Source organism: Tumebacillus flagellatus (genome assembly GCF_000714935.1).
Taxonomy (GTDB): Bacteria; Bacillota; Bacilli; order Tumebacillales; family Tumebacillaceae; genus Tumebacillus; species Tumebacillus flagellatus.
The window spans coordinates 105207-125340 of sequence record NZ_JMIR01000009.1 but is presented as its reverse complement, the minus strand read 5'-3'; the positions used below and the strand labels follow the sequence as shown (position 1 = coordinate 125340).

22 protein-coding genes are annotated in these 20134 nt (G+C 60.8%); 3 read left to right on the top strand and 19 right to left on the bottom strand.

What is annotated here, in order from left to right; translation table 11 throughout:
* Window positions 1-107: 107 nt before the first annotated feature.
* From EL26_RS08465 to EL26_RS08455, 3 genes are all read right to left on the bottom strand, one after another.
* Entirely contained in the window at window positions 108-1496 is a 1389-nt protein-coding gene (locus EL26_RS08465; RefSeq protein WP_038086753.1) for a S8 family serine peptidase, read from the bottom strand.
* 106 nt (window positions 1497-1602) lie between these two features.
* The gene (locus EL26_RS08460) at window positions 1603-2850 is read right to left on the bottom strand and encodes a DNA polymerase IV (RefSeq protein ID WP_038086749.1); all 1248 of its coding nucleotides are present in this window, start codon (window positions 2848-2850) and stop codon (window positions 1603-1605) included.
* A 126-nt stretch (window positions 2851-2976) separates the two neighbouring features.
* Complete coding sequence (locus EL26_RS08455; protein ID WP_038086746.1) at window positions 2977-3504, bottom strand: hypothetical protein; 528 nt, start codon at window positions 3502-3504, stop codon at window positions 2977-2979.
* Between the two features lie 134 nt (window positions 3505-3638).
* Between EL26_RS08455 and EL26_RS25400 the strand changes: the two genes are divergently transcribed.
* Window positions 3639-3788, top strand: a complete 150-nt coding sequence (locus EL26_RS25400; protein WP_161780686.1) for a hypothetical protein — start codon at window positions 3639-3641, stop codon at window positions 3786-3788.
* A gap of 237 nt (window positions 3789-4025) precedes the next feature.
* Here EL26_RS25400 and aroA read toward each other — a convergent pair whose 3' ends face one another.
* From aroA to EL26_RS08385, 14 genes are all read right to left on the bottom strand, one after another.
* On the bottom strand, window positions 4026-5309 hold the full coding sequence (gene aroA, locus EL26_RS08450; protein ID WP_038086735.1) for a 3-phosphoshikimate 1-carboxyvinyltransferase: 1284 nt from the start codon (window positions 5307-5309) through the stop codon (window positions 4026-4028).
* Between the two features lie 61 nt (window positions 5310-5370).
* Entirely contained in the window at window positions 5371-6525 is a 1155-nt protein-coding gene (locus tag EL26_RS08445; RefSeq protein ID WP_052036146.1) for a prephenate dehydrogenase, read from the bottom strand.
* 4 nt (window positions 6526-6529) lie between these two features.
* Entirely contained in the window at window positions 6530-7366 is an 837-nt protein-coding gene (gene trpA / locus EL26_RS08440) for a tryptophan synthase subunit alpha (RefSeq protein WP_038086733.1), read from the bottom strand.
* The gene (gene trpB, locus EL26_RS08435; RefSeq protein WP_038086731.1) at window positions 7363-8562 is read right to left on the bottom strand and encodes a tryptophan synthase subunit beta; all 1200 of its coding nucleotides are present in this window, start codon (window positions 8560-8562) and stop codon (window positions 7363-7365) included. The genes trpA and trpB overlap by 4 nt, the downstream gene beginning before the upstream one ends.
* Window positions 8559-9185 carry a phosphoribosylanthranilate isomerase gene (locus EL26_RS08430; RefSeq protein WP_038086729.1) on the bottom strand — a complete coding sequence of 209 codons (627 nt, stop codon included), beginning with the start codon at window positions 9183-9185 and terminating at the stop codon, window positions 8559-8561. The genes trpB and EL26_RS08430 overlap by 4 nt, the downstream gene beginning before the upstream one ends.
* On the bottom strand, window positions 9182-9970 hold the full coding sequence (trpC, locus tag EL26_RS08425) for an indole-3-glycerol phosphate synthase TrpC (protein WP_038086726.1): 789 nt from the start codon (window positions 9968-9970) through the stop codon (window positions 9182-9184). Before trpC ends, EL26_RS08430 begins: the two co-directional genes overlap by 4 nt.
* Window positions 9971-11005 carry an anthranilate phosphoribosyltransferase gene (gene trpD / locus EL26_RS08420; RefSeq protein ID WP_038086723.1) on the bottom strand — a complete coding sequence of 345 codons (1035 nt, stop codon included), beginning with the start codon at window positions 11003-11005 and terminating at the stop codon, window positions 9971-9973. It abuts the gene before it with no gap.
* Between the two features lie 315 nt (window positions 11006-11320).
* Window positions 11321-11704, bottom strand: coding sequence for a chorismate mutase (gene aroH, locus EL26_RS08415; RefSeq protein WP_173424613.1), 384 nt, complete (start codon window positions 11702-11704; stop codon window positions 11321-11323).
* 9 nt (window positions 11705-11713) lie between these two features.
* Window positions 11714-12805, bottom strand: coding sequence for a 3-dehydroquinate synthase (gene aroB / locus EL26_RS08410; RefSeq protein WP_038086721.1), 1092 nt, complete (start codon window positions 12803-12805; stop codon window positions 11714-11716).
* Window positions 12805-13965: a chorismate synthase gene (aroC, locus tag EL26_RS08405; protein WP_038086718.1), complete on the bottom strand. Its 1161-nt coding sequence runs from the start codon at window positions 13963-13965 to the stop codon at window positions 12805-12807. Before aroC ends, aroB begins: the two co-directional genes overlap by 1 nt.
* A gap of 105 nt (window positions 13966-14070) precedes the next feature.
* Complete coding sequence (locus EL26_RS08400) at window positions 14071-15063, bottom strand: M42 family metallopeptidase (protein WP_038086714.1); 993 nt, start codon at window positions 15061-15063, stop codon at window positions 14071-14073.
* A complete protein-coding gene (locus EL26_RS08395) occupies window positions 15060-16085 on the bottom strand; it encodes a M42 family metallopeptidase (RefSeq protein ID WP_038086711.1) in 1026 nt (341 codons plus the stop codon). The genes EL26_RS08400 and EL26_RS08395 overlap by 4 nt, the downstream gene beginning before the upstream one ends.
* Window positions 16067-17143 carry a zinc-binding metallopeptidase family protein gene (locus EL26_RS08390; RefSeq protein WP_238546080.1) on the bottom strand — a complete coding sequence of 359 codons (1077 nt, stop codon included), beginning with the start codon at window positions 17141-17143 and terminating at the stop codon, window positions 16067-16069. Before EL26_RS08390 ends, EL26_RS08395 begins: the two co-directional genes overlap by 19 nt.
* Window positions 17144-17231: 88 nt before the next feature.
* Window positions 17232-17552, bottom strand: a complete 321-nt coding sequence (locus EL26_RS08385) for a hypothetical protein (protein ID WP_038086702.1) — start codon at window positions 17550-17552, stop codon at window positions 17232-17234.
* A gap of 128 nt (window positions 17553-17680) precedes the next feature.
* On the opposite strand from EL26_RS08385, the gene EL26_RS08380 reads away from it, so the two are divergent.
* Both EL26_RS08380 and pyrH read left to right on the top strand, forming a co-directional pair.
* Window positions 17681-17887: a hypothetical protein gene (locus tag EL26_RS08380; protein ID WP_038086699.1), complete on the top strand. Its 207-nt coding sequence runs from the start codon at window positions 17681-17683 to the stop codon at window positions 17885-17887.
* Window positions 17888-18053: 166 nt separating this feature from the next.
* Window positions 18054-18797, top strand: coding sequence for a UMP kinase (gene pyrH, locus EL26_RS08375; RefSeq protein ID WP_338010853.1), 744 nt, complete (start codon window positions 18054-18056; stop codon window positions 18795-18797).
* Between the two features lie 76 nt (window positions 18798-18873).
* On the opposite strand, the gene EL26_RS08370 is transcribed toward pyrH, so the two are convergent.
* Together EL26_RS08370 and EL26_RS08365 are read right to left on the bottom strand one after the other, a co-directional pair.
* Window positions 18874-19146, bottom strand: a complete 273-nt coding sequence (locus EL26_RS08370) for a YuzB family protein (protein WP_038086694.1) — start codon at window positions 19144-19146, stop codon at window positions 18874-18876.
* Window positions 19147-19163: 17 nt separating this feature from the next.
* Complete coding sequence (locus EL26_RS08365; RefSeq protein WP_038086691.1) at window positions 19164-20132, bottom strand: RluA family pseudouridine synthase; 969 nt, start codon at window positions 20130-20132, stop codon at window positions 19164-19166.
* Window positions 20133-20134: the final 2 nt, after the last annotated feature.

Here is a 20134-nt window from a genome sequence, read left to right as displayed (position 1 = left end):
AGAAGCGGCCGCCGCATAAAAGTTTCTTCTTTTTCTACTGTCTACTTGACGGGGCTATGACCAAGGATTCAGCTCTTTTTTCGAAAAAAACGCCCCTGCCGCAACCCTTACTTCAAAGCTTTGACCGCGTTGATCAAGCCGTAGCCGAATTCGCCGTCATAGCCTTTCGCGCCGAGGTCGGTCGCGCTCTTCTCCATGATGTCGCGCACTTTCGCCGGAGCGAGCACGTCCTTGCCGTAATGCGCGATGATCAAGCCCGCCAGCGCGGCTGCTTTCGGAGACGCCATCGAGGTGCCCATCATCCACGCGTAGCCGCCGCCCGGTACGGTGGAGAGGCAACGCTTGTACGGGTCCATGAGATCCCAGTTGTAGTCTTGCATCCAAGCGGTGCCGTAGTCGCCGCCCGGCGCCGAGAGGGTGATCATGCCTTTACCGTAGTTGGAGTAGTACGCGCGGTTTAACTCTTCACCGGTTGCCGAGACGGCGATCAGATCTTTGCTCCACGGGATGCGGAACGTTGCGCCGTGCGCGTCCGGACCGTACAGTTCCTTGGTCAGCCGACCCGGCGACTGCAAATCAGCGCCCTCGTTGCCGGCCGAGCCGACGACGGTAACGCCCTTTTTCACCGCGTAGTTGATGGCGCGTTCGAACAGTTTGACATCGGCTTTCATGTCCTTGGGTGTGGAGGACGGGTCTTGGATCCAATCATAGCCGCCAAACGACATGTTGATAACATCGACGTTGTCGTCTGCCGCTGTGCGGATCGCCGTCGCAATGTCTACGGTCGCACCGCCGCCGAACGAGCCGAAGACGCGGTACGAAGCCAATTTCAAGTCCGGTCCGACGCCGAGCACGCGGCCGTTGCCCGCAATCGCGCCTGCGACGTGCGTGCCGTGACCCGACTCGTCGATCGGGTCCGGTTCACCCGGAACGAACGATTTGCCGTAGAGGTAGTTCCCTTTGATGTCCGGGTGATTGTAGTCAATCCCCGTGTCCATGACCGCGACGACGATGTCCTTGCCGTCCACCGACTTGCCGGTGCCGCCCGGGAATTTCCAAGCCGCGCCGTTGCCGTTGATTTGCTTGATATCCCATTGAAACTCATTGTACAGATCATGCGTCGAAAAATCAGATTTCGCTTTGCTCGATTCGGTGGAGTTCAACTTCGTAACCGAACCCGGAAGCACATCCGGATAGAGATGGTTCTCCACGCTCACGTCTTGCACGAACGAGGAGGTTTGCAGGTTCGCGGTAAAGTCGGTCCGGTTCGACACAACTTCCACAGCGCCCAATTGCGGCAGCGTGCGGGAAACCTTGCCGCCCGCAGCGGTGATCGCGCTGTCATAGCCGGACGGCAGACCGCTTTCTTGGTTGAAGATGACCACGTAGGTTTTGTCCCCGGTCGCTGCTTGAGCCGGATCCGCTTGCAAACAGACGCCTGCGGCGGTCGTCAACCCAAGAGTGACAGCCAGAAAGAGAGCTTTTTGCTTTTTCATTACCAACTTCCTCCCTTTTATCTGTACTTATCTATCATCTGTCTAAATTTATAATAACGTATATACCATCCGTTCACAAGACAATCTATTCTGAGCATTTCAAAAATTATTTATAGTGCCCGCCGATCTTGCCCGCCCGCTCCAACGCTTGCCCCGCGTGCGTCAGCGAAACGGCGCGCATGACAGACGCTTTGCCGAAGCGGTCCTGCAAGTTGTCCAGCGTGTACGCCAGCCGCCGCTCCCGCTCCCAATCGCGAAACAAATCGAGCTGCTGCGCCGAGTCGTCCGTCAAGTTGTCGACAGAAACCCCGATGGAGCGCACCGGCGAACCGTCCCAATGCTGGTGAAACAGTTTGCGCGCCGCTTCATAGAGATCGCGGGTCATGTACGTCGCGTCCGGCATCGTCCACTGGCGGGAGAACCCGCCCATGAAGCCCTTATACCCGCACATGATGTTGAGGGTGCGCCCGCGCTTTCGCATCCGGCGCAGACGGCGGCCCACTTCCTCCGCCAACTCCAACATCACGACTTCGACCTCCTCCGCCGACTCATAGTCGCGCGGCAACGTCATCATATGCCCGCAGCCCTTCATGTCTTGGCGGAACGTGTTCGGCGTCACCGGGCTGTAGTCGATCCCGTTGGCGGAGAGATGGTAGACTTCGCCGACGATCCCGAAGCGTTTCTTCAATAAATGCAGCGGATAGGCGGCGAGGTCGCCGATCGTCACCAAGCCCCGGCTGTGAAAGTGCTTCTCCATCCGCGAGCCCACTCCGAACAACTCGCGCACCGGCAGCGGGTGCATCTCGCGCTCAATGTCCTCCGGCTTCCACTCCCAAATGCCTTCGGGCGCTTTCTTCGCTTTGGTGTCGCAGCAGACCTTGGCGCAAAGTTTGTTGTACGAGATGCCGACCGAACAGATCACGCCCGTCTCCTCCCGCACCAATTCCCGAAACTTGCGCGCCACTTCCCACGGATCGCCCCAGAGCCGCTCCGTCCCCGTCACATCGAGAAACATCTCGTCGATCGAGAACACTTCCACTTGCGGCGTAAACCGCTTGGCGATCTCTCGAATGTGCATGGAAACTTCGATGTACGTTTCCATGCGCGGCCGCACCAAGATCGCTTGCGGGCACTTCTGCCGCACTTCCCAGATCGGATCGACCGTCTTGATACCGAACGCCTTCGCTTCCCGCGAAGCCGCCAGCACGATCCCGCTGCGCCGCTCCGGGTCGCCCACGATCACAACCGGCTTGCCCCGCAGGTTCGGGTTCTGCGCCTGCTCCACGCTCGCATAAAACGAGTTCATGTCCACCAGCAAAATCTGCCGCTTATCCGTTAAACCATAACGTGTCATATGATTACCTCCGCTAAAAGGAGAACGTGCGTTCCTGTAGTGTTGTTTACATTATATGCGAACATGCGTTCTTTATGCAAGCAAAAATAAAAGCTGTTGCGACCATCCACAACAGCTTGGTTTATTTCACGACCCCGACTTCTTAAATCGAATCGGCAACCGCTCCGGCGGAATCTGGCGCTGTTCGTCATGGTAGACGAACACCCCGAGCAGGTAGACGCCCGCCATCGCGACCAGCGCCGCCCCGTCCACCCACGGCCCGTAGAAGCCGACGAGGTTCATCGGGTGCGAGATCATCGAGACCCAGCCGGAGAGCAACAGCAGCAGATGGGTGTCCCACGCCGCCCCGTGCATGAATTTATACAGCAAAAAAGCGAACGCCGGCCCGTGGATGCACACCATGTGCCAAACGCCCTCCCGCACTCTCCGCGCGCGGCGGAACCCGCGCGCCTGTTGATACCCGAGCCATCCCATCGAGAGCGCCGCCCCCGTGCCGCAGAGGATCGTCGCGACATCCAACGTGACCATCGCCGCGCCGGACGTGCCGAGCAGCCTCCAGACCATGTACGGGACCCCGAGAATTTTTATCAAGATAAACAGGACGATGACGACCTGTGCCGCACACACACGAACCAACAACTTCCACACGAACACTTGGCGCTTCCCCCTTTGTCCACGTCCATATATCGTATTCGCCGTGTGGACGAGGTAGACGTGTCAGTTTTTTGGTCTACGTCTCTCAAATCCCGATACGTTAGAGTACGGAGCTCTAGGAAAGGAGAGCGGATATGGAAGAAACCGACTACGAAAAACTGGTGCAAGAACTGCTCGCCCTCAACCTGAAACTGTCCAAAGGACTCGCCGAAGCCATGACGTTTCTGCAACCGCACGAACGCGTCGCCGTCGCCGAAGCGATGAAGACGAACCCGACAATGTAGAAAAGAGATGAAAAAAAAGACACGGCCGCTGTTTGGCAGCGACCGTGTCTTTTTGCTTGGGAACGGAAGAGGTTCCAAGTTCCGGAATGTATACCCTTTCAGAAAACGCTTACAAACAAAAAAGTACCTGACCAGGACGTCCCCCGGTCAGGCGAAATATGATAGGAGTGGAGAGAAACCAGAACTAAAGCTTACAGTTACATTGTATGCCGACAGGTTCCGGTTGTCAATACATTTTCAGAGATTTTGCAATAGTTCTGCGAATCCTGGGAACGAAACGTCAACCGATTCCCAATCCCGGATCGTCGTGGGCCCGTCTGCCACCAGCGCCGCCACCGCCATCGACATCGCGATGCGGTGATCATGGTGCGTCTCGATCACGGCGCCGCCCTTGAGCTTGACACCGCCCCGGATTCGCAGCCCGTCCTCCAACTCTTCCACGTCCGCGCCGAACTTGCGCAGTTCGTTGGCGGTGGTGGCGATGCGGTTGGATTCTTTGACTTTCAACTCCGCCGCGTCGCGGATTTCCGTCACGCCCTCCGCTTGTGTCGCAGCGACGGCGAGCACCGGCACTTCGTCGATCAAGCGCGGGATGATCTCGCCCCGCACCGTCGTGCCGCGCAATGGACTGCCCTGCACGCGCAGGTCGCCGACCGGTTCGCCGCCTTCCACGCGTTCATTCAGCACTTCGATCTGCGCGCCCATCTCAAGCAGCACGTCGAGAATCCCCGTGCGGGTCGGGTTGAGACCCACGCCGCGAATCGTCACGTCCGAGCCCGGCACGATCGACGCCGCCACCAGCAAGAACGCCGCCGACGAGATGTCGCCCGGCACATGAATGTCGGTCGCCGTCAACCGCGAGCCGCCTTGGACGGTGATAGTCCCGTCGCGCTGTCCGACGTTCACGCCGAACGCTTGCAACATGCGCTCCGTATGGTCGCGGGACATCTCCGGTTCGCGCACGCCCGTCTCCCCTTCGGCAAACAGACCGGCGAGCAGCACGCCCGACTTGACTTGCGCGCTTGCCACCGGAGATTCGTAGACGATCCCCTGCAGATTCCCGCCGCGTACCGACAGCGGAGCCAACCGGCCGCCGTCGCGCCCGTCGATGTGCGCGCCCATCTGGCGCAACGGAGTCGCCACACGGCCCATCGGACGCTTGCGAATCGACGCGTCGCCCGTCACCGTGCAATGAAACGGTTGCCCCGCCAAGATGCCGAGCATCAAGCGCGCCGTGGTGCCGGAATTGCCGACATCGAGCACGTCGACCGGCTCTTGCAGCCCAGTCAGTCCCGCGCCGTGCACGGAAAGCTCCGTCGCCGAGTGCTGCTCAATCTGCACGCCGAGCTTGCGGAAACAATCGACCGTGCTCAAGCAGTCCGCCCCCGGCAGGAAGCCGGTGATGCGGGTCACGCCGTCCGCCAGCGCCCCGAACATCACCGCCCGGTGGGAGATCGATTTGTCGCCCGGCACGGTGACCGCGCCGGACAGACGAGTAACGGGTTGGATTTGTTTCTCCATGTCCAACAACCTCTCTCTCTAAAAAAACAATGGATCGCGAAACAGTCTCGCCCCAAAATCCCTAATCGCGGAAATACACTTGAAACCCGTTGATCAACAGCACGTGCGCCCCCTGCTCCATGTCGCGCTTGCTGCGGTACGAGAGCAGGACTTGCCCGTTGTCTTCTTCGCGGCTTTCAATCAAGCCGACGCCGTTTAAGTTGATGCCGTGAATCCCCATCAGCGTGGCGACTTTGCCGATCACGCCCGGCTCGTCGGGCGCGTCGATGGAAATTTCGTACACGGAGCGCACCGCCCCGCGCAGCTTGGTCGGGAGCGCGTCGCGAAACGCAGCCGCTTCGTGAAAGAAGCTCTGCAGCCCTCCGCCTTCGCTCTCGTCCAACTTCGCCAAGAGATCCGCCACGCCGACCTGCCAATCCACCAGCAGTTCGCGAATCACATCGCGGTTGCTCAACACGATGTCGCGCCACATCTGGGCATTGCCGGACGCGATGCGCGTCACGTCGCGGAAACCGCCCGCCGCGAGCTTGGTGTACAGACCGCCGTGCTCCGGATGTCCGGAGAGGCGCATCACTTGATCGACCAACTGCGCCGCGATGATGTGGGGCACGTGCGAGATCGCCGCCACCACGCGGTCGTGCACCGCCGGCTCCAACACCAGCACTTGCGCTTTCACCGACTCGATCGCCTGCACCAGTTTGGCGAACGCGTCCGCGTCGGTCCCCTCCGGCGGCGTCAACACGTAGACGGCGTTCTCAAACAGCCGCGCGTTCGCCGCTTTCACGCCGGACTTCTCCGAACCGGCCATCGGGTGCCCCCCGATAAAGTGTACCCCGGACGGGAGCAATCGCGCCGCTTGTGCGCACACTTCCGCTTTGGTGCTGCACACGTCGGTGACGATGCAGCCCGGCTTGAGCGGCAAAGCGGCGAGTTTCGCCAACAGTTCGCACGTCTGGCGCACCGGCGCGGCGAACACGATCAGGTCGGCGTCGGTCACCGCTTCCCGCAGCGTCGAGTACGCGGCGTCCACCACCCCGAGTTCAACGGCCAGTTCGCAAGAGGACGGGTTGGAATCGACAGCTGCCAAGTGTTGCACCGCCCCGTTTTCACGCAGGGCGAGCGCCAGAGAACCGCCGATCAGCCCGCATCCGATGATCACACCCTTGGCAAACAGCGGAGCTTCCTCCGCTTTTGCCTTCTGCACCGCGGGCCGCATCGGGTTAGACCCCGGCACGGCTCTGACGGAGCGGCGCTTTCAGCGAGGCGGCGAATTCGACCAGCTCGCGTTTTTTCGCTTCAAGCAGTTCGAGATCGCCCGCAGCCAGCGCGTCTGCGATCGGAGCGACACGCTTGACCAGCGCGCTGCCGACGATCACGCCGTCCGCATAGCGGCCGATGATCTCCGCTTGTTCCGGAGAGCCGACGCCAAAGCCGACCGCCACCGGCAAATCGGTATGCTGTTTGACATTCGCCACGATCTGCGGCAAATCCTCGTTGACCGTTTCGCGCACGCCGGTCACGCCGAGCGCGGCGACGCAATAGATGAAGCCTTGGCCCTGTGCGCACAGTTTCGAGATGCGCTGCTGCGACGTCGGGGCGACGAGAGGCACGAGGTCGACGCCGTTACGAGCTGCGGCCGCCAGCGCTTCTTGGCTTTCTTCAAGCGGCAAGTCCGGAATGATCACGCCGTCCGCACCGATTTCCCGCGCCGTTTCAAAAAACCGCTCCACGCCCCATTGGAACACCGGGTTGGCGTAGGTGAACAGCACGAGCGACGCTTTGACCTGCGGGCGCAGGCGGCGAACCATCTCCAACACGTGCGGCATGCGCACGCCGGCGTTCAGAGCGCGCAAAGCCGCTTCTTGAATCGTCGGGCCGTCGGCGAGCGGGTCGCTGTACGGGATGCCGATCTCGATAATGTCCGCTCCGATGCGGTCGAGTTCGAGAATCAGCTGTTCGGTGATCTCAATCGACGGGTCGCCTGCCGTCAGAAACGGGATGAACGCCTTCTCCCCGTTCGCTTGCAAGCGTCTAAACGTTTCTGCGATCGAACTCATACGTCAATCCCTCCCAATGCCTGTGCCACGCTGTGCACGTCTTTGTCGCCGCGCCCGGACAGCGAGACGACGATGATGTGGTCCTTCGGCAACGTCGGCGCGAGTTTGACGACTTGCGCGATCGCGTGCGAAGATTCGAGCGCCGGAATGATGCCTTCGACGCGGGAGAGCATTTGGAACGCGTCCAACGCTTCGTCGTCGGTGATCGGGAGGTACGTCGCGCGCTTGGTTTCCGCCAGATGCGCGTGCTCCGGCCCGATGCCCGGATAGTCGAGGCCCGCCGAGATCGAGTGCGCCGGTTGCACTTGTCCGTATTCGTCTTGCAAGAGGTAGGTCAGCGAACCGTGGATGATGCCCGGACGACCGAGCGTGATCGTCGCCGCGTGCTCTTCGGTGTCGATGCCCTTACCCGCCGCTTCCACGCCGATCAGCTTCACCGACTCGTCGTTGACAAACGGGTAGAAGATCCCCATCGCGTTCGAACCCCCGCCGACACAAGCGACGATCGTGTCCGGCAGACGGCCTTCGAGTTCGAGAATCTGCTCGCGGGTCTCGTCGCCGATGATGCGCTGGAAGTCGCGCACGATCATCGGGTACGGGTGCGGGCCGACGACAGAGCCGATGATGTAGAACGTATCTTCCACATGCTCGACCCAGTGACGGATCGCTTCGTTGGTCGCGTCCTTGAGCGTGCGGGTGCCGGACTTCGCCGGAACGACTTCGGCACCCATCAATTTCATGCGAAAGACGTTGAGCTTCTGGCGCTCGATGTCTTCCTCGCCCATGAACACCGTGCATTCAAGACCGAGCAGCGCCGAAACGGTCGCCGTCGCCACGCCGTGTTGGCCGGCGCCGGTCTCCGCGATGACGCGTTTCTTGCCTGTCATCTTCGCCAACAACCCTTGCCCGAGGCAGTTGTTGATCTTGTGAGCGCCGGTGTGGTTCAAGTCTTCGCGCTTGAGGTAGATCTTCGCGCCGCCCAGTTGCTCCGTCAAGTTCTTCGCGTAGTACAGCGAAGTCGGACGGCCGGAGTAGACGTTCAAGTAGTAGCGGAGTTGAGCGATAAACTCCGGGTCTTTCGTATACGTTTCATAGTCGCGCTCCAGTTGCTCCAGAGCGTTCATCAGCGTTTCCGGGACGAACTTGCCGCCGAAGTTGCCAAATCGTCCGCGTTGATCCGGGGTCGTCGTGCTCATCGTTGTTCCCTCACCTTCGTTACGAATGCTGTGATTTTCGCGAGGTCTTTGACCCCTTCTGTTTCTACGCCCGAAGACACATCCACACCTTCGACGGCGTGCGCGGCGAGCAGATCGCCGACGTTGTCCGGGTGCAGACCGCCCGCGATGAACAGCGGCAGATCCTTCGTAAAGCCATGCAGCTTCGGGATCGCCTCCCACGGGAATTTCTCGCCCGTTCCGCCGCGGTCATTGTCGAGGAGAACGGCATCCACCACATCTGTGTACGCCGTGAGCAGGGCGTCGCCTTCGTCATTCTTGACACCCCAGGCTTTCCAAATCTGCAGCGACGTGCGCGCCCGCAGCTCTCGACAGAACTCCGGCGACTCGTCGCCGTGCAGTTGCAACACGTGCAGGCCGGCGATTTCGGCCGTCTGCAACAGGCTTTCCACCGACTCGTTGACGAAGACTCCGACCCGTTGCGGACCGGGGGCGTTTTTTCCAGAGCCGAGTGCGGCCGCTTGTTCGGCGGTTACCTGCCGCTTGCTCTTGGCAAAAACGAATCCGACAAAATCGGCTCGAAGCTCCTGCAAGCGCTCATACGCCTCGCGGGTCTTGATCCCGCACACTTTCACCAACGTCATTGCGACACACGCCCCAACAACAGATCGACAGACGGCGCAATCTCCGGGTCGCGCATCAGCGTTTCGCCGACGAGGATGGCCGCCGCCCCCGCTTCTTTCACCGCGCGCACGTCGTCATGCGTGACGATGCCGCTCTCGCTGACGAGCAGCGTCCCGTCCGGCACGAGCTTCGCGATGCGGGCGGTCGTGCCGAGATCGACGGTGAAATCGCGCAAATCGCGGTTGTTAACGCCAAGCAGCGTCGCACCGGATGCCAGCGCCTGCTCCAACTCCGCTTCGTCATGCACTTCCACCAGCGCGTCGAGGCCGAGCGTTGACGCCAGTTCGCGGAACTCCCGCAGTTGCTCCGTCGTCAAGATCGCCGCGATCAGCAGCACGCAATCGGCGCCGATCAGCCGCGCTTCGTAGATTTGCTTTTCGTCGATGATGAAATCCTTGCGCAACAGCGGAAGATTGACACTTGCCCGAATCTTGCGCAAATAATCGGCGTGCCCTTGGAAGAACTGCTCGTCGGTCAGGACGGACAAGCAGGACGCGCCTGCCGCTTCATACGTTTTGGCGATCACCACCGGATCGAAGTCGGGTCGAATCACGCCCTTGGACGGAGAGGCTTTCTTCACCTCGGCGATCAGGCCGATGTACGCGGACGCCGCCCGCAGCGCGTCGGCAAACCCGCGCGTCGGCGGCAGTTTGGCGATTTCCGCCAACGCTTCCTCGCGGTTGAAAGCCTTGGCCAACTCCGCGACTTCCTGCCGCTTCACTTCTACAATGCGATCGAGAATCATCTACGCCAACTCCCTTTCCTGCGTCACTTGCTGCGTCGTGAATACCAACTCTTGCAACACGTGCAAAGCGCGTCCGCTGTCGATCGCCCGCAACGCCATCTCCACCCCTTCGCGGATCGAAGAGGCAAGACCTGCCACGTAGATCGTCGCGCCCGCGTTGAACGCCACCACGTCGCGCGCCGCGCCCGATTTGCCGCGCAGCACTTCGCGGGCGATCGCCGCGTTGACGATCGCGTCGCCGCCGCGCAGCTCCTCGATTTCATAACGGTCGAGACCGACATCTTCCGGCGTGAGCGTGTAGACGTCGACGACTTGGCCGTCGCGCACTTCGGCGATCTTGGTCGGGCCGGTGACGGTGATCTCGTCGAGTCCGTCGAGCCCGTGCACGACCAGCGCGTGCTCCGCGCCGAGTTCGGCGAGCACGTGCGCCATCTTCTCCACGAGGTCGGGGAGGAAGCAGCCGATCACTTGGCGCTTCGCGCCTGCCGGGTTGGTCAGCGGGCCGAGCACGTTGAACACCGTGCGAAACCCCAGTTCCTTGCGCGGCGCGATCGCGTGCTTCATCGCCGGATGATAGGTCTGCGCGAACAAAAACGCGATGCCGACCTGCTCCAAGCAGTACGCCGCCTGCTCTTCGGTCAGCGCGATCTCCACGCCGAGCGCCTGCAGCACGTCCGCGCTGCCGGACTTCGACGACACGGCGCGGTTGCCGTGCTTGGCGATCGGCACGCCCGCCGCCGCCGCGACGAACGACGCGGTGGTGGAGATGTTAAACGTCTCCGCTCCGTCGCCGCCGGTGCCGCACGTATCGACGAGACCGCCCAATCTCGATTCAACCCTGGTCGAGAAGCGGCGCATCGCCCGCGTGAACCCGGTGATCTCTTCCACCGTCTCGCCGCGCATGCGCAGCGCCGTCAAAAACCCCGCGATCTGCGCGTGCGTCGCTTCCCCTGCCATGATCTGCTCCATCGCCGCTTCCGCTTCCTTGGCGGTCAGCGTCTCTCCGCTTATCACAGCCATCAATGCTTGTTTCATCTTCACTCGACTCCTCTCAGCTCACATCTCATCTCAACTTGCTCGCTTGCGTATTCTCTACGTACGATCTAATAAAAAAGGCCAGAGCGCATGCTCTGACCGTGAGGACCAGGAAGAATAGCACAGGAAAAATGGATACACCCATCCCGTACAAATCAACTCGGCTCAACTCGTCTCGGCTCCACTCATTCTGCACTCTTCTCGGCTCTTTCAGAAAAAACAAAATTGGCGCTCCGCCAGCTACTTCTCTCAACTAATGCCTCTGCTTAACTTAACTATATTAAATGATACCGAGTGCGGGCGGTTCCGTCAAGCCTATTTTTTGGCGAGGTCGGGACGCAACGCCGCCGCTTCCCGGAGGTAGACATGCTGAATCTCCGCCTGACGCTTCGTGGTGTTGATATGCATCAACACGCGCACGCAACGCGGCAGAGCGTTGATCACTTCCACTTCTTGCGCGCCGACGAGCGGCACATGCTGCCAACCGTCAAGAGTTCGAACGGCGCTCGCCGGGAACGCGGCGTTCAAGTCCGGGGTGCTCGTGAACAAGCAGGACGCGATCTCTTCCGGCTCCACATCGTTTTGCCGCACCATCTCCAGCAACAATTCCCGCGTGGCGTTGCGAATTTCTTCGGCATCATTTCCGGTGACCGTGGTTGCGCCGCGGACACCTCGTGTTCGAATGGATTCAGCACTCATCTTCGTCGTCTACCCCCTTCTTCTCTCCAAAACGGCCCGCACAGCAACTTCCGGCACGTTTTTGTCGATCACGACAGACCCCTTCTCCTTCAAGAGGATGAAGGTCAGCGTCCCGCCGGTCGCTTTTTTGTCCTGACGCATCGACGCGATCAGCGCATCCGCCGGAAGTTCGGCGGGGATGCGGGTCGGCAGGCCGGCTTTTTCCACGGCGTCTTCCACGTCTTCCGCCACCAGCGGCGTACAGAGACCCAGCTCCACGGACAGCTCCGCAGCGGCGACCATCCCGAGCGCCACGCATTCGCCGTGCGTGAACTCGTACTCCATCAGCCCTTCCACCGCATGTCCGATCGTATGCCCGAAGTTCAAAATCGCGCGCACGCCGTTCTCGCGCTCGTCTTCGGCGACGACCGACGATTTCACCCGGCACGAGCGGGCGAGCAATTCCGCCATCACCGCGTCCTCCACGCGCAAGATCGCTTCGACATGCTCCAAGATCCAAGTAAAAAGTTCCTCATCCCGAATCAGCCCGTGCTTGATCGCTTCCGCCAGCCCCGAGCGCAATTCGCGCAACGGCAGCGTCTTGAGCGCTTCGGTGTCGTAGAGCACCGCCAGCGGCTGGTGGAACGCGCCGATCATGTTTTTGGCATGCGCGAGGTTGACGGCGACTTTGCCGCCGACGGCGCTGTCGTGAGCGAGCAGCGTCGTCGGGAGCTGCACGAAATCGATGCCGCGCAAGTACGTCGCGGCGATGAACCCCGCAAAGTCGCCGACGACCCCGCCGCCGAGCGCCAAGATCACCGAACGGCGGTCAAGTCCGGCGCGGTAGGCGACTTCATACGCTTCTGACGCCCGCTCCAGCGACTTCGACCCTTCGCCCGGCGGGATGACGTACACGTCAAACTCGTACCCGAGTCCGGCAAGCGAAGCGGTCACTTTTTCCAAATGCGGTTTGCTGGCGACGTTCTCATCGGTGATCACCAAATGCTTCGAGGAGGTCTTCACTCCGAGTTCCTGCAAAAACGCCCCTGTCCGCGCCAACACGTCGGGGCCGATCACGATGTCGTACGGACGCCCCGTCACTTCCACCCGTTCGCGAATCATCAGCGGTCACCGATCTGTTGCTTGTAGCCGGCGAGGTTGCGCTCGATCTCTTCAACCGAGTCGCCGCCGAATTTCTCCAGAAACGCTTGGGCGACCACCCACGCCACCATCGCTTCGCCGACGACGCACGCGGCCGGCACGGCACAGACGTCGGAGCGCTCGATCGTTGCGCGATACGGCTCCTTCGTGCGCATGTCGACCGATTCCAACGGCTTGTAGAGCGTCGGGATCGGCTTCATCGCGCCGCGCACGATCAGCGGCTGGCCGTTGGTCACGCCGCCCTCCAACCCCCCGGCGCGGTTGGTCGGACGGTAGTACTCGCCCCCGCGGAAGTTGATTTCGTCATGCACTTGCGAGCCCGGACGGCGCGCCGCTTCAAAGCCGAGGCCGATTTCCACGCCCTTGATCGCTTGGATGCTCATGACCGCTTGTGCCAGACGCCCGTCCAACTTGCGGTCCGGGTGCGAGTAGGAACCGAGACCGATCGGGAGGCCCGTCACGATCACTTCGAAGATCCCGCCCAACGTGTTGCCGTCCGCCTTGGCTTGGTCGATGGAAGCGATGATCTCCTGCTCGACTTCCGGGTCGGCGACGCGCACTTCCGATTTCTCGGCGCGCTCGGCGATCTCCGCAAACGTGCCTTCAAACTTCTCAACTTTGATCTGCCCGAGCTCCACGACATGACCGTACACGTCGATGCCGAAGCGCTTCAGCAGTTGACGGGCGATCGAACCCACCGCCACCATCGTCGCGGTGTTGCGCGCGCTCGCCCGCTCCAACACGTTGCGGATGTCCTCTTGGTTGTATTTCAAAGCGCCGGCGAGATCGGCATGGCCGGGGCGCGGTTTGGTGATTTCCACGACGCTCTCATGCGGCTCGCCTTCAATCGCCATCTTCTCCGACCAGTTTCTCCAGTCTTTGTTGTGAATCGTCATCGCGACCGGTGTGCCCATCGTCTTGCCGAAGCGCACGCCGCTCAAGATGTCCGCGCGGTCGGTTTCGATCTTCATCCGACCTCCGCGTCCGTACCCCTGTTGTCTCCGCCACAGTTGTTGGTTTATCAACTCAATCTCCAGCTGCAAATTGCTCGGCAGCCCCTCCACGATCGCGGTCAACGCCGGACCGTGCGATTCTCCCGCTGTTAAGTATCTCAACGTCATCTCTCTCGGCTCCTCTCCTACACTGTCGCGCTTTAAAGCATGGTAATTTAGTGTCCATTATAAAACGGCGCTCTCGTTTTCGACAAGAGCGCCGTTTGGCTATTTTTACAAGCTGTAGTTCGTGAGGGTTTGCAAAGCCAAATCCGCCGCCGCTTGCACGTCGTGGAGGTCGACCATCTCCGAGGTCGTGTTGGAGTAGCGAACGGGGATCGAAAGACCGCCGGTCGGCACGCCGTCGCGCAGGGTCAACAGAGCGCCCGCGTCGTTCGAGCCTTCTTGGAGCACTTCGAGTTGGTACGGGATGTTGTTCGCTTCGGCTAGGTCAAACAGGAAATGTTTGACGCGCGGCGGAACGATGTAGTTTTTGTCGATCAGCTTCACCGCGACGCCGTCGCCGAGTTTGACTTCCAAACGGCCTGCGCCCGGCGTGTCGCCCGTACGCACTGTGTCGAGGACGAGTGCGAAGTCCGGTTCCAGGCCGAAGCCCGCCGGTTTGATCCCGCGGTTGCCGACGCCGTCCTGCGTGGAGAACACCACGGTGACGTCGTGCGCTTGCGAGCCGAGGTTCTTCAGCACTTCGACCGCCGCCGCGCAGCCCGCGCGGTTGTCCATCGCTTTGCCGACCAGTTTGTTCTCGGTCAACTCCAGCACCGTATGCGACAGCGTCCCGATGTCGCCGAGGCGCACCCGTTGCTTCGCTTGTTCCGCCGTCGTTGCGCCGATGTCGACAAACAGGCCGAAGAACGTCAAGTCGCCCGGACTGCCCGCGCTCTCCGCATGCACGATGCCGATCGTGCCGTTCGGGAACTCGATGCGCTGGCCGACGAGGTACGCCGGTTCCAGTTGACCTTGGATGCGCAGGTAGCCGTTGTCTTCGATGTGGTTGACGAGCAGGCCCTCTTCGTCCATGTGCGCGACGAGGAGCAGCTGTTTGCGAGAGTCTCCCGTTCCTTTTTTCGTGACGATCAAGTTGCCGAGCACGTCGACTTGGATATCGTCCGCATAAGGCTCGACCGCCGCCTTGAGAATTTCACGTACCTTCTCTTCACGGCCCCACGGACCGCAGGCTTCCGAGAGGCGGGTCAACAGTTCCTTCATGAGGTGAGTCCTCCTTGCTCTACGCTCTGCAGAAACTTCTCTACGAGCAAAATGGTGTTCTCATAATCGTCGAGCGAGATCATTTGCGACGGCGCGTGGATGTAGCGCGTCGGCACCGAAACGACGCCCGAGAGCACGCCGGTGCGCGAGATGTGGATGCGGCCGGCGTCGTTGCCGCCCGCAATCGTGTTGCGGAACTGGTACGGAATGCCGGATTCCTCCGCCACCTCCTGCATGTGGTCAATGAATTTGCGGTTGTGTACCGAGCCGGAGTCCATCAGCGAGATCGCCGGACCCTTGCCCAGCTCCGTGGCGCGTCCGTGCGGGACGGTGCCCGGAATGTCGGACGCGAGCGTCCCTTCCAAAACCAGCGCGATGTCCGGTTGCACGCGATACGCGAGCGGTCCCGCCCCGCGCAAGCCGATCTCTTCTTGGACGGCAAACCCGAACACGACCGGGATGTCGAAGTTTTTCTTGATCGTCTCGACCAGGACGGCACAGCCGACGCGGTCGTCAAACGACTTCGACTTCGCGCGGCGCACGCCGATCTCTTCGTACTTCGTGGCAAAAACGGCAAAGTCGCCCGGCTTTACGCAGCGCAGCGCCTCTTCCCGCGACGATGCGCCGATGTCGATGCGCAGTTCGTCGAGCGGGATCGGCTTGCGGCGTTCTTCGGCCGTTTGATGGTGCGCCGGTTTGGAGCCGATGACGCCGGAGATGCGGTTTTTGCCGATCAACACTTGCTTGGCGACGAGGATGCGGTCGTCGATGCCGCCGATGTGGCGGAACTGGATCATCCCGTCGGGGTCGATCGCGGCGATCATCAGCGACACTTCGTCCATATGCGCGCAGAGCAGCACTTTCGGTCCCGGACGGGTGCCGTGCTTCTCCGCGATCAAGTTGCCCATCGGGTCGGTGTAGATCTGGTCGGCATAGTCCTTGATCTCTTCGTAAATCACTTGGCGGATTTCATCTTCGAAGCCGGACGGGCCGACCGCTTCGGTCAGTCGTTTAAGTAGCAAGACAATCCCTCCACATACGCCCGGTCAATTCCGGCGATAAAATGGGCGAGCAGTTTCCCCGCGCGCTCGATGTCGCGGTAGCAGACCGTCTCCACCGACGTGTGCATGTTCTTCACCGGAATCGAGACCAGACCGGTCGCGATCCCGCCGCGTTGAATCTGCATCAGATGCGCGTCTGTGCCGCTGTCCGATTGGATGTATTCGTACGCGTACGGCATGTTCAGACGCTCTGCCGTCTCCGCCAGACCCTTCGTGATCTTCTGATGGGAGTTCGGGCCGAACAGGATCGTCGGGCCTCCGTCGAGCGGAAACGCTCCGTCTGCCGGAGCTCCCGCGTATTCGCCGAACGTCACGTCGATGGCGATCCCCATGTCCGGGTTGACGCCGAACGTCGCAGGACCCGCTCCGATGCGGCCGCGCTCTTCTTGGACGGTGCCGACCGCGTAGACGTCCACGCCGACTTTGAGGCGCTTCAGTTCGGCGAGGCATTCCAGCACCACCACCATGCTGGCGCGGTTGTCCACCGATTTCGCGGCGATGCGGTCGTATTGCAGTTGAATCGGCTCCCGGCGGATCGTCACGGTGTCGCCGATGCGCACGAGTTCGCGCACCGTCTCTTCCGGCATGCCGAGGTCGATGAACAGATCGGGAAGCGGTGCGGCTTTGCCGCGTTCCGCTTGCGAGGTCAAGTGCGGCGGCTTGGAGCCGACGATGCCGACATAGCTGCCGTTCCGTCCGTGCACGAGCACTTCCTGCGCCACTTGCGAACGCGGGTCGACGCCGCCCACGTTGGTCACGCGCAGGAAACCGCCCCGTTCGATTTTCGTGACCATCAGACCGATCTCGTCCATGTGCGCGGCGAGCATGATGCTCGGACGCGGAGCCGGACCGTCGCCCTCGATGCGGGCGATCAAATTGCCGATCTTGTCGATGCGAATATCGGAGGTAAAGTGTGCAAGCGCTTCCGAGAACCGGCGGGCGATGCCGTCTTCGTGTCCGGAGACACCATGATCGGCGAGCAGCGCCTTCATCACAGCGCGAATGTTCAGGTCGCTCAAGATCTCAACCCCTTCTGGAAATAGATGAAAAAAGAACGGTCAGCACAAGTGTGTCTGCCGTTCCGGACTCTTATGTATGGGTCCAGGACTACCGCTTGCTTTTCTCGGAGCGCAGCGGTGCCAACAATTGCAAGGACAAGCGGAAACTGCGGGCATACAAAAACTCACCGACCGCAATCGAGACAGCGGTTGAGATGAGGCTGAGCAACAAACCTTCGGCTTCAGGAGCCAGTTGTGCCGCGAGAGCCAACGTGCCGTAGATGCCCACCGCCATACCGGCCGACAGCATGGATGCATAACCGAGAACGTCCAACATCGCCTGCCCGGTCAGGTGCGCGCGCACTTGCAAGCGAACCCCTCCGTAGTACAACAAATACACTACAGCCGCGACGATCAAGAACGTAAGCATCTCCATCCATCCCCTCTGCACGTGTCCCAAACAATACGTACATTCTACCAATCGTCGGAATCTTCGTCAACTCGACTAAGAACTTCCACCGCTGTGCATACTACCCTCTGGAAAGGCAGGGATACCTCATGGAAGCCAAGATGAACATCAACAAAGCCATTCACTATCTGGAAGCCAAGGGGTTCCTGGTCAAAGGCTACGGCTACCCCGAAAGCGACCATCTGCACAGCGCGCAGAGCTTCGCCGACCAATACCGGGTGCTCCAAGGCGATTACGACACCGGCATGATCTCGCCCTTGCAGTTGGTGGAAGTCGCGGAAAAGATGATGCATTAAAAAAGAAAGCATCCGGCCCCCCTGAACTGTGACACAGCGGCGGCCGGATGCTTTTTTTTCATTAAATAAAAGAACTTCTACGAAAACTTCGCAAAAAAACACCCTCCCCCTCATATCTTTCTCCGAAGAACCTGCGCAGCAACCCGTACAGATGGGAGGAAGTTCGTTGGAGAACAGACGATACAACCGCGTTCTGATCAAACTGAGCGGCGCGGCGGTCGCCGGGAGCAAGGAGTTTGGATTTGACTCAGACGCGCTCGAACATCTCACCCGCGAAGTGCTGTCCGTCGCCAACCTCGGCGTGGAAGTGGCGGTGGTGATCGGCGGCGGCAACATCTTTCGCGGGAACGTGGCGGACAATTGGGGCATTGAGCGAGCGGAAGCGGACAACATCGGCGTGATGGGAACGGTGCTCAACTCGCTGATGCTGCGCTCCGTGCTCAAAGCCCGCTCCGCGTATGAAATCCGCGTGCTCTCGGCGTTTGAGATGAACTCGATCGCGGAGCCGTACATCCGCCTGCGCGCCCTCCACCACTTGGAAAAAGGCTATCTGCTCATCCTCGCCGGGGGCACCGGACAGCCCTATGTCTCCACCGATTATCCCGCCGTGCAACGGGCGCTGGAATTGCGCTGCGACGCCATCCTCGTCGCAAAGCACGGCGTCAACGGCATCTTCACCGCCGATCCGAAGCTCGAACCCGCCGCCCGCTGTTACGAAACGATCTCCTACGAGGACGTCGTCGCCAACAACCTCAAAGTGATGGACCAAGCGGCGCTCTTGCTCGCCCGCGACTACCACCTGCCGCTGCACATCTTCGACATCGACTCCTCCGGCACGATGGAGAAGATCCTGCTCGGCCACAACGTCGGCACCTATGTGGCGCCGCACACGACCACCCGCATCCTCTAATCCAATTATCAAAAAAGACACACCCCGGAGAGATTCCTCGCTCGCGGGTTGTGTCTTTTTTCTGCCCCTGTAAAAACTACTTCTGCGCATCTTCCCGACCCGCGCGATGGCTGTCGAGATAACCGACGATCTTCTCTTTCAACTCCGGCACGCTGTGTGCGTACAGGAAGTCGTCGTTGATCACCACATACGCATAGCGGATGCAGATGCCGCACCGGTCCAAGCAGTCGGCCGGCTCGATGGCGACTTCCGGGTAGGTTGCGATCAACCAGTCCACCGTCTCGATGTCATCGAGGAACTGGTTGCTCGAACACACTTCGATCGTAAACCGTTTCTCGGTCGCTTCCATGCCTCATCCTCCTCCCCTTACTCACCTCGGCGGCGCAGACGCTCCACCAGTTGCTCCATGTCGGCCGGCAACGGCGAAACGAACCGCAGCCACTCCTTGGTGCGCGGATGCTCAAACCCGAGCAGCTTGGCATGCAGCGCCTGCCGCTCGATCCACTCTGAATCGTCTCCTTCATAATACATGGCATCTCCGAACAACGGGTGCCCCAAATGTTTCATATGTACGCGAATCTGATGCGTGCGGCCCGTGAACAGCTTCAACTCCACACGCGTCGCGCCCGGCTTGATCTGTCCGCCCGGCACGACGATGAACTCTTCCGGCCTCGCCTCTGCAAACGGATAGCGCTCCAGCACGCGGTAGGCCGTCCGCGCGTCTTGGCCTTCCTTGCGCACGACGCGCACCCGGCGGTCCTCATCGGAGCGCTCGATCGGCGCGTCGACCAGCCCGCGCGCTTCTTCCATCACGCCGTGGATCACCGCTTCGTACAAGCGCTCGATCTTGCGCTCCTTCATCTGCTCGCCGAGCAATTTGTGCGCGTAGTGGTTTTTGGCAATCACGATCAGCCCCGACGTGTAGCGGTCGATCCGGTGCACCGGGCGAAACCGTGCGGTCACGCCGCGCTCTCTCCAGTCGTACACCACGCCGTTCGCCAGCGTCCCCGTCCAGTGCCCCGTCGTCGGGTGCACGATCAGCCCCGCCGCTTTGTCGACCACGAGCACGTCGTCGTCTTCGTACACCCGCGCAAACGGGATCGGCTCCGGCAAGATCTCTTCCGATTCCTCGGCGGGCAAGACCAAACGCAGTTCGTCGCCCTGCTTCAAACGCCACGTCAGCCACACATGCTCGCCGTTGACGCGCACGCCTTGTCCTTCGACCAGTTTGCGAATCAGTTTTCGCGACATCTCCAACCGCTGGACCAGCACGTCCCGCACCATTCTCCCCGCCAAGTCTTCCCCGATCACAAGCCTCGCCAATTCATCGCTCATCC